The organism is Pontibacter rugosus, from assembly GCF_042678745.1.
Lineage (GTDB): Bacteria > Bacteroidota > Bacteroidia > Cytophagales > Hymenobacteraceae > Pontibacter > Pontibacter rugosus.
This window is the reverse complement of record NZ_JBHTLD010000035.1, coordinates 19,294-27,126: the sequence shown is the minus strand read 5'-3', so window position 1 is coordinate 27,126 and position 7,833 is coordinate 19,294. Positions and strand designations below refer to the sequence as shown.

Annotated in this window: 8 protein-coding genes; 7 read left to right on the top strand and 1 reads right to left on the bottom strand. The window is 46.7% G+C overall.

The features are described 5' to 3' along the window. The first annotated feature begins 34 nt into the window (after positions 1-34). The 4 genes from ACFQ2O_RS06040 (at position 35) to ACFQ2O_RS06025 (ending at position 3,700) form a co-directional block, all read left to right on the top strand. Positions 35-427 carry a BlaI/MecI/CopY family transcriptional regulator gene (locus tag ACFQ2O_RS06040; RefSeq protein ID WP_377523994.1) on the top strand — a complete coding sequence of 131 codons (393 nt, stop codon included), beginning with the start codon at positions 35-37 and terminating at the stop codon, positions 425-427. Beyond that, positions 411-1,856: a TonB family protein gene (locus tag ACFQ2O_RS06035; protein WP_377523992.1), complete on the top strand. Its 1,446-nt coding sequence runs from the start codon at positions 411-413 to the stop codon at positions 1,854-1,856. Before ACFQ2O_RS06040 ends, ACFQ2O_RS06035 begins: the two co-directional genes overlap by 17 nt. Before the next feature lie 98 nt (positions 1,857-1,954). Continuing rightward, on the top strand, positions 1,955-2,776 hold the full coding sequence (locus ACFQ2O_RS06030) for a TonB family protein (protein WP_377523989.1): 822 nt from the start codon (positions 1,955-1,957) through the stop codon (positions 2,774-2,776). 372 nt (positions 2,777-3,148) lie between these two features. After that, positions 3,149-3,700, top strand: a complete 552-nt coding sequence (locus tag ACFQ2O_RS06025; RefSeq protein WP_377523986.1) for an energy transducer TonB — start codon at positions 3,149-3,151, stop codon at positions 3,698-3,700. A gap of 63 nt (positions 3,701-3,763) precedes the next feature. Here ACFQ2O_RS06025 and surE read toward each other — a convergent pair whose 3' ends face one another. After that, complete coding sequence (gene surE / locus ACFQ2O_RS06020) at positions 3,764-4,540, bottom strand: 5'/3'-nucleotidase SurE (protein ID WP_377523983.1); 777 nt, start codon at positions 4,538-4,540, stop codon at positions 3,764-3,766. A 116-nt stretch (positions 4,541-4,656) separates the two neighbouring features. On the opposite strand from surE, the gene ACFQ2O_RS06015 reads away from it, so the two are divergent. The 3 genes from ACFQ2O_RS06015 (at position 4,657) to ACFQ2O_RS06005 (ending at position 7,821) form a co-directional block, all read left to right on the top strand. Beyond that, the gene (locus tag ACFQ2O_RS06015) at positions 4,657-5,283 is read left to right on the top strand and encodes a mechanosensitive ion channel protein MscS (protein ID WP_377523980.1); all 627 of its coding nucleotides are present in this window, start codon (positions 4,657-4,659) and stop codon (positions 5,281-5,283) included. A gap of 40 nt (positions 5,284-5,323) precedes the next feature. Next, positions 5,324-5,776 carry a DoxX family protein gene (locus ACFQ2O_RS06010; RefSeq protein ID WP_377523978.1) on the top strand — a complete coding sequence of 151 codons (453 nt, stop codon included), beginning with the start codon at positions 5,324-5,326 and terminating at the stop codon, positions 5,774-5,776. 287 nt (positions 5,777-6,063) lie between these two features. Further along, positions 6,064-7,821 carry a M14 family zinc carboxypeptidase gene (locus tag ACFQ2O_RS06005; RefSeq protein WP_377523975.1) on the top strand — a complete coding sequence of 586 codons (1,758 nt, stop codon included), beginning with the start codon at positions 6,064-6,066 and terminating at the stop codon, positions 7,819-7,821. The last annotated feature ends 12 nt before the right edge of the window (positions 7,822-7,833 follow it).

Sequence of the window (7,833 nt, the reverse complement as noted above, 5' to 3'; positions counted from 1 at the left end):
ATTAGTCTTAAGATTTACAGCTATTTATACTTTGATGAAAGAACTAACCAAAGCAGAAGAGGAAATAATGCAGGTGCTATGGAAGCTAGAGCAAGCTTTTGTACGTGATATCATAGAAGAACTACCTGCACCAAAGCCCGCTTACAACACTGTGTCAACAATAGTGCGCATACTGGAGACAAAGGGATTTGTAGGTCATGAAGCCTTCGGTAAATCACATAGGTACCACCCACTGGTGGCGCAGGACAAGTATAAAAGCTTTTTTCTTAAAAACTTTATGAGCGGCTACTTTGGCGGTTCTTTTGAAAGGCTTGTCTCATTTTTTGCCAAAGACAACAACCTGGACACCAAAGAACTGGATGAACTGATGCAGCATGTAAAAAAAGATTTAGACCAAGACGAGCACGATCATGGAAGCAATACTTGATTATACTTTAAAGGCAAGTATAGGCCTGCTGGTACTGTACCTGTTCTACTACACGGTGCTGCGTAGCCAGCATAATTTCGGCTTTAACAGGCTATACTTATTACTGGCACCTCCTGTCGCGTTGCTGCTGCCTTTGCTCACCTGGCCAGCTGCTTTCTCGTCAGAAGCAGCAGTAACGCAAGCGTTGCAGGCCATACAGCTGCAGGAAATTACGGTTACAGCCTGGCAAGTAAAGCCTGCTACTAACCTGTCCTTGCCACTTGTGCTGTCGGTTTTATATGCGGCAGGCGTTCTTTTTGTGCTCGGAAAGCTGGCCTGGCAACTATGGCAGATTCGTTTGGTAAAGCATAGTGTCAGCACAACCACCGCTATCAATGGAGCTTTGATTTATAGTTTAAACAGCTCCTATCCCAGCTTTGCATTTGGCAAAAGCATTTTTCTGAGTAAGCAACAACACCTGAATAAAACAGAACAAGAGCAGGTACTGGCACACGAGCTGGCGCATGTGCAGTTCGGCCATACCTGGGATGTGCTTTTTTATGAATTCCTGACTGCTATACTTTGGCTTCAGCCGCTTGTATGGCTGATGAAGCAGGAACTGCGCGATGTACACGAGTACCAGGCTGATGCGGCCGTGGTGCAGCAGCATCAGCCTCAGCAGTATACTACGCTGCTCTCACGTGAGGTGCTGCTAAACATGGGTTTACCTATTGGCAGCCATTTCACAAAGCCTCAGATACTCAAGCGCCTCCGCATGCTACAAAAGCTTAATCAGCAGCAGGACTGGCTACGCCCCCTGCTAACTTTGCCTGTGCTGGGAGCTTTGGCGCTACTGCTGGCTCAGCCTAAAGCAGCAGCACTAGATACTTCTACAGCAACAGCGTCTAAAACCTTGAGCAGCACATCTGAACAACCAGCTACACAGGCACCACCCTATTTAACATCTTCGGACGCAAAAGAAATAAGAAACCCAGCCGCCGCTTTAAGCACAGCACCTACAGCAGCAAAACCTGCGGGTGAGGCAGCCGGATTCAGCACCTCCCAATCAGCAACACAGCCTGAAAGCAAATCTCAAAACGCAACTGACTTACCTGCTGCACCTGCTAAAATACAGCCTTATACTTATGTGGAACAGATGCCGGTTTTTAAAAGTGGCGAAGCTGAGATGATAAAATTTCTCGGGCAAAACATAAAATACCCACAAGAAGCACAAGCGATTGGGGCAGAGGGCTTAGTGGTGCTGAGTATGGTCATCGGGGCGGATGGCTCGGTGCAGGATGTAGAAATAATAAAAAGCGTGGAGCCTAGTATAGATTCCGAAGCTATGCGCGTGGTGAAGACCATGAACGGCAAATGGCAACCAGGCAGGCAGAACGGTAAAGCAGTGCCGGTGCGGTACATGCTACCGGTGCGCTTCGCCATCAAATAAAGTATAAAACTTCTTTTTTAGTACATTTTTTCAGCCTTCAAGGGCTGGACAGGATATTTATTGCCTTTAATCAAGTATAAAAACAAACCTATTTAATCATGAAAAAGACCGTAAAAACATTTATTGTTGCCACACTGCTGGGCACTGCTGCACTCGCTACTGCCCCGACTGCAATGGCCCAAACAGCTGAAAAACCTTATTCTTATGTAGAGCAGATGCCTGAGTTTAAAGGGGGCACATCTGAGATGCTTAAGTTCCTGGGGCAAAACATCCGCTATCCGAAAGATGCCGTTCAAGCAGGTGTAGAAGGTTTAGTAGTGCTTGGCTTTGTCATTAACCCAGATGGCTCTGTAACAGACGCCAAAGTTGTGAAGAGTTTGAGTAACAGCACTGATGCTGAAGCCTTACGTGTTATCAGTATGATGGATGGCATGTGGACGCCGGGTAAACAGGATGGAAAAACTGTTGCTGTACAGTATACATTGCCCATCAAATATGCTATAAAAGCTGAAGACCGTGTGGCACCAGACCAGCAACCACAATTTAAGGGTGGCCAGGAAGCGTTGCTCAACCATATCAACCAGCACCTGAAACTACCAGAAGAAGCGCAGCAAGAGCACCTGAACGCAAGGGTAGTGGTAAAGTTTTTAGTAGAGAAAGACGGAGGTGTTTCTAACATCAAGCTGGAAAATACGAAGCTAAAGAAAGTAGTTGGCCCCGGAGAAAAGCTGGATTATATGGATGCCTCTACCTTCAACCTGCAGAACAAAACCATACTTGCCAAACTTGCAGAGGCAGCTACAGTAGCAGTGCAGCAAACATCAGGGCAGTGGCAGCCCGCCACGAAGAACGGACAACCTGTGGCTGCCGAAATGTATCTGCCTGTGCAGTTCTTAAGTACTAAAAGCAATAAGCATTAGACATGTAATGCCAACTATACTTCTATCAACCACACTACCTTGTTGATTTAAAAGTATAGTGAACGCTCAGACACAAGTTAACACCTGCGCCAATTTAGGCCTCGTTAGTTAACTTGTGTTTGGTATGTATAGCAGAAGTTGTAGCAAGGGGAAAAAGCGTGGCGAGTAAAACCGAAAGCACAGCAAATATTCCTATATTTGAACGCTCTATTTTTACCCTCCATGAAAACCAAACTTAATACTGCCCTTCTGCTGCTCGGTACAGCACTTTGTACCAGCCCTGCCATTGCTCAGCATGCAGCTAGTACAGGCGCTAAAAAAACCTACCTCTGGGTTGAGCCGATGCCTTCATATAAGGGTGGTGAGCAAGCTATGCTTCAATTTTTAAGTTCCAGTATACCTTATTCTAGTTCACAACCAGAAGGCAAGGTTGTTCTGAAGTTTTTGATTGAGGCAGATGGCTCTATCAAAAACGTGGAGGTAATTCAGAAACTAGATCCCGTTTTAGATGAAGCCTGCGTTCAGGCTGTATATGCGATGAATGGCAGCTGGACTGCTGGCATGATGAATGGTAAGGCTACACCTTGCTTTTATACCTTACCTATCAAATTCAGCCAACCTACACCACCTATAGGGCTAAGAATACCTGTTCCCACCTTTGAGGGTGGTATAGATGCATTGGTAGAGTTTATCAGACAGAACAGGAACTACCCAAGTGAGGCTAAGAAAGAAGGTGTTGTAGAAATTGTTTTTGATGTAAACGAGGATGGTACTGTATCAAAACTTAACATAAAAAGAGGGCTTGAGCCTTTGCTTGATAAGGAAGCTTTACGTATTGTGGCGCTTACTAGTGGCAAATGGAGGCCTGCCATACTAAACGGAAAGAATGTTAAGGCACCTCATAAACTCCCTATCAGGTTTTAAAGTATGGCCAAGCTTTGGAGTTGTTTTAAAAGGCTCCGTAGCCTGGCCATACTTTAGAAAACTTTATAACACCCAGTTCTCATTTAGTTGCCCAATGGCGTGGAAAGCTGTCATGTCGTACTGGCAAGGCACTACAGAAATGTAGTTGTTTACTAAAGCCCACTCATCGGTATCTTCTCCTTTATCGTGGTTTACAAAGCTGCCCGTCATCCAGTAGTATTTGCGGTTGTGCGGGTCCAGGCGCTCATCAAACTCCTCCTGCCACTTAGCGTGTGCCTGCCTACATATTTTGATGCCCTTGATAGGCTCCTCGCTCTTTTTAGGAAAGTTAACGTTTAGGGCAGTGTTAGCAGGTATTTTGTGCTCTATTGCCTGACGGATAATCTTCTCCACATATTCTTCTGTATGAGAGAAATCAGCTCCGTGGCCATAGTCACAAAGCGAGAAACCGATGGCAGGCAAACCTTCTATAGCCGCCTCAATAGCCGCCGACATGGTGCCTGAATACAACACGCTGATGCTGGAGTTGGAACCATGGTTAATGCCGCTCACGACCAGGTCAGGTTGGCGATCGCGCAGCACGTGGTGTTTAGCTAGTTTAACACAATCGGCTGGTGTACCGGAGCACTCATAGGCTTCAACGCCTAAATCTTCCAGCGCAATAGATTTATCTAACCGAAGGGTATTTCCGATTGTGATGGCATGCCCCATGCCAGACTGAGGGCTGTCGGGAGCGACTACTACTACCTCCCCTACTCTCATGGCTACCTTTACAAGTGTGCGAATGCCTGGGGCAGTAATGCCGTCGTCGTTGGATACAAGAATAAGTGGTTTAGCCATTTTAATATATATAGTTGATGTATGACAAAATAAACGAATTTCTTTTTCGTGCTAATATACTACAACCTCCACCTGCACCACAAGGTTTAAACAGAGAAAGAAGAACACTATCAACTATGATCATACGAAATGTTATTTATGCCATACTATTAGGCGTAAGTATGGCAGCTTGTCTGTCGCAGCAAGACGAAGAGAACACCACCCAGGCCGAAGCAGCCACACCAGAACTTCAAGGCTCAGACATTGACACAGATGCTATAGACTTGCGTTCAGCACCTGCTGCTTATGCCATAGCTAAAGGCCACGTAGGCAATATAAAAATCGGAATGCCGATAGAGCAGCTGCGTAACAACGTACCTGCAGGCCTCCATATAACTGACACTACCCTTACACAGGAAGGGCAGCAGAGCACTGCTTACCTACTTACGCCACAGGGGCAGCATAAAGGCTTACTGGTGGAGCAGGATTGCCAGCAGGAGTGTAGCATTTGGCGCATCAGTGTGCGCAGCCCGACTTATAAAACGGCCAGTGGCATGGGTGTCGGATCTAAGTATAGCGAGATACAACAGGCTTACAAAATCAGTTCTGTTTCGTTTGAGGAGGGTAACGTGGTTGCCATAGCACCTGAAGCAGGCATGAGTTTTATCATAGATCATAGCCAGCTTTCGCAGCAGCAGCTAGCACGTGTTAATGCCAAAAACCTGCCAGCCAACACGCTTGTGAAAAGGGTTTTGGTATATTAAGCAGTTGCGATACTTGTAGCTTCTTCGTATACTTGTCTCTATGGCCATACTTCGCTCAGGATACAAATCAAGACATTTTGGGTTACTACTGCTCCGTGTGGGCATTGGTATCATGTTTATACTTCATGGCTGGCCTAAGTTGGCTGGTGGCCCGGAGCGCTGGGAAATGATCGGGCAAAGTATGCAAAGCCTGGGGATCGATTTTGCACCTACCTTCTGGGGATTTATGGCAGGTTTTGCCGAAGCAGCGGGTGGTCTACTGCTAGCGTTAGGCTTACTCTTTCGCCCAGCCTGCTTTTTGCTGGTGCTTACGATGCTGGTTGCTACTACGAAACACGCCACTGCTGGAGATGGTTTTGCTGGCTATTCGCATGCACTGGAAGCAGGTATACTTTTCTTCTCGCTTCTATTTATAGGGCCGGGAAAGTATAGCCTGGATCACAAAATGTTTTCAGAAGAAAAAAGACGATCCAAGTCCGGCTACTACCAATAAACTGCTGGAAGCATATAAATTTACTGCGCCTTCCCTAGCTACAGGAGAAGGCGTTTTTATGCCTATACCTTTTGAGTTGCGCTTTTTCCAGTCCATTACTGAAATGCATTATAGTTGTATAGCTGACACAAGTGCTGAACCATCCAGAAACAGTATCTGACGTAAAAGCATAAGCTGAAAACACCAAGACAGTCTCTAATTGTAACCACGGGTTTGGGATAAATCTACCATTTCCCCTCAGAAATCCTTATCATTACAAGCTCATTGTTATCACACAAAACTAAACTATGCTAACCACCTTATTACTCGCTGCACTCTTAAGTGCAGGCGGACCTACTCAAGGCAAACAGGACCTGAAGACACCCTACGAGAAAGGCAACGGCAACCAGACAGCCACTTATGATGAAGCCATCCAATGGTACCAACAACTGGACGAGGCGTATGAAGAAGTAAAAATGATGCCTTATGGCACTACGGATGTAGGACGCCCGCTGCACCTGGTGGTGGTATCTACAGACAAGGATTTTAAGCCTGCCTCACTTCATCAAAAAGACAAGCGCATTTTGTTTATCCAGAACGGCATTCACCCAGGAGAGCCCGAAGGGATAGATGCAACCATGCTGCTGGTGCGCAACTATCTGCAAAACAAAAAGCTCCGCAAGCAGCTGGATAATACTGTGCTGATCATTATTCCGGTATACAACATCGGTGGTTCACTAAACCGCAACAGCCACACCCGCACGAACCAAAATGGCCCAGAGAGTTACGGCTTCCGGGGTAATGCACGTAACCTGGACCTGAACCGCGACTTTATCAAAACCGACTCCCGAAACGCCCAAACCTTTCATGAGATCTTTAGAGAGTGGGACCCGGACGTGTTCATGGATAACCATACTTCTAACGGAGCAGATTACCAGCACGTGATGACGCTTATCGCCACGCAACACAATAAGCTGCACCCGCTGCTGGCCAATTATCTAAGCGGCAAAATGGTGCCTACGCTGTATAAAGGCATGGAACAGGACAAATTCCCGATGGTGCCCTACATGAACCACGCCGGAGACACGCCAGACGAAGGTATTATCGGTTTTATGGAGTCGCCGCGCTACGCCACGGGCTATACTACCCTATACAACACAATCGGCTTTGTACCGGAAACGCACATGCTCAAGCCATTCGACCAACGCGTGAAGGCTACTTACAAGCTGATGGAGAACATGATTGAGACGGTACACCGCGATGCTGCTGAAATTGGCCGTTTACGCCAACAGGCAAAGCAAGGCACACTCACACAAAAGCAGTTCCCCCTTGATTGGAAGCTGGATACCACCAAAGTCTCCCAAATACCTTTTTTGGGCTATGAAGCAAAGTATAAGCCAAGTGAGGTAAGTGGTTTGGAGCGCCTATACTACGACCGCAAGTCTCCGTACAAGAAGATGATCAACTACTATGATGAGTTTGCCCCTACTGTAACCGTTGAGAAGCCTGTGGCTTATGTTATACCCCAGGCATGGCGCGAGGTAATTGAGCGCTTGAAAACGGATAAGGTGCAGATGCAGCAGCTGAAAAAAGATACCACCATCACCCTGGATACCTACTACATCTCTGACTATAAAACCGGCCAGCGCCCTTACGAAGGACATTACCTGCACACCGATGTCAAGGTCGAGACAAAGCGTATGCCACGTCAGTTTTTCAAAGGTGATTACGTGGTATACCTGAACCAGCCTGCAAACCGGTTTCTGGTAGAGGTACTGGAGCCACAGGCGGTAGACTCCTACTTTAACTGGAACTTCTTCGACAGCATCCTGATGCAGAAAGAGTATTTCTCCAGCTATGTGTTTGAAGATTTGGCCGCCGAATACCTGAAAAAAGATCCGGAGCTGCGCCGCAAATTGGAGGAGCGCAAGAAGCAAGATCCTGATTTTGCCAAAAGTGCACGCGCGCAGCTGGACTTTGTCTATAGAAACACGCCGCACTATGAGTACACGCATACCATGTACCCAGTAGGGAGATTGATGCAGGACATAAAGCTGCCGCTATAAAGTATAAAGGCC

Bases quoted from the DNA above. Each gene is read 5' to 3' on its own strand.
- ACFQ2O_RS06040 (WP_377523994.1), top strand. From the start codon at position 35: ATGAAAGAACTAACCAAAGCAGAAGAGGAAATAATGCAGGTGCTATGG.
- ACFQ2O_RS06035 (WP_377523992.1), top strand. From the start codon at position 411: ATGGAAGCAATACTTGATTATACTTTAAAGGCAAGTATAGGCCTGCTG.
- ACFQ2O_RS06030 (WP_377523989.1), top strand. From the start codon at position 1,955: ATGAAAAAGACCGTAAAAACATTTATTGTTGCCACACTGCTGGGCACT.
- ACFQ2O_RS06025 (WP_377523986.1), top strand. From the start codon at position 3,149: ATGCTTCAATTTTTAAGTTCCAGTATACCTTATTCTAGTTCACAACCA.
- surE (WP_377523983.1), bottom strand. From the start codon at position 4,540: ATGGCTAAACCACTTATTCTTGTATCCAACGACGACGGCATTACTGCC.
- ACFQ2O_RS06015 (WP_377523980.1), top strand. From the start codon at position 4,657: ATGATCATACGAAATGTTATTTATGCCATACTATTAGGCGTAAGTATG.
- ACFQ2O_RS06010 (WP_377523978.1), top strand. From the start codon at position 5,324: ATGGCCATACTTCGCTCAGGATACAAATCAAGACATTTTGGGTTACTA.
- ACFQ2O_RS06005 (WP_377523975.1), top strand. From the start codon at position 6,064: ATGCTAACCACCTTATTACTCGCTGCACTCTTAAGTGCAGGCGGACCT.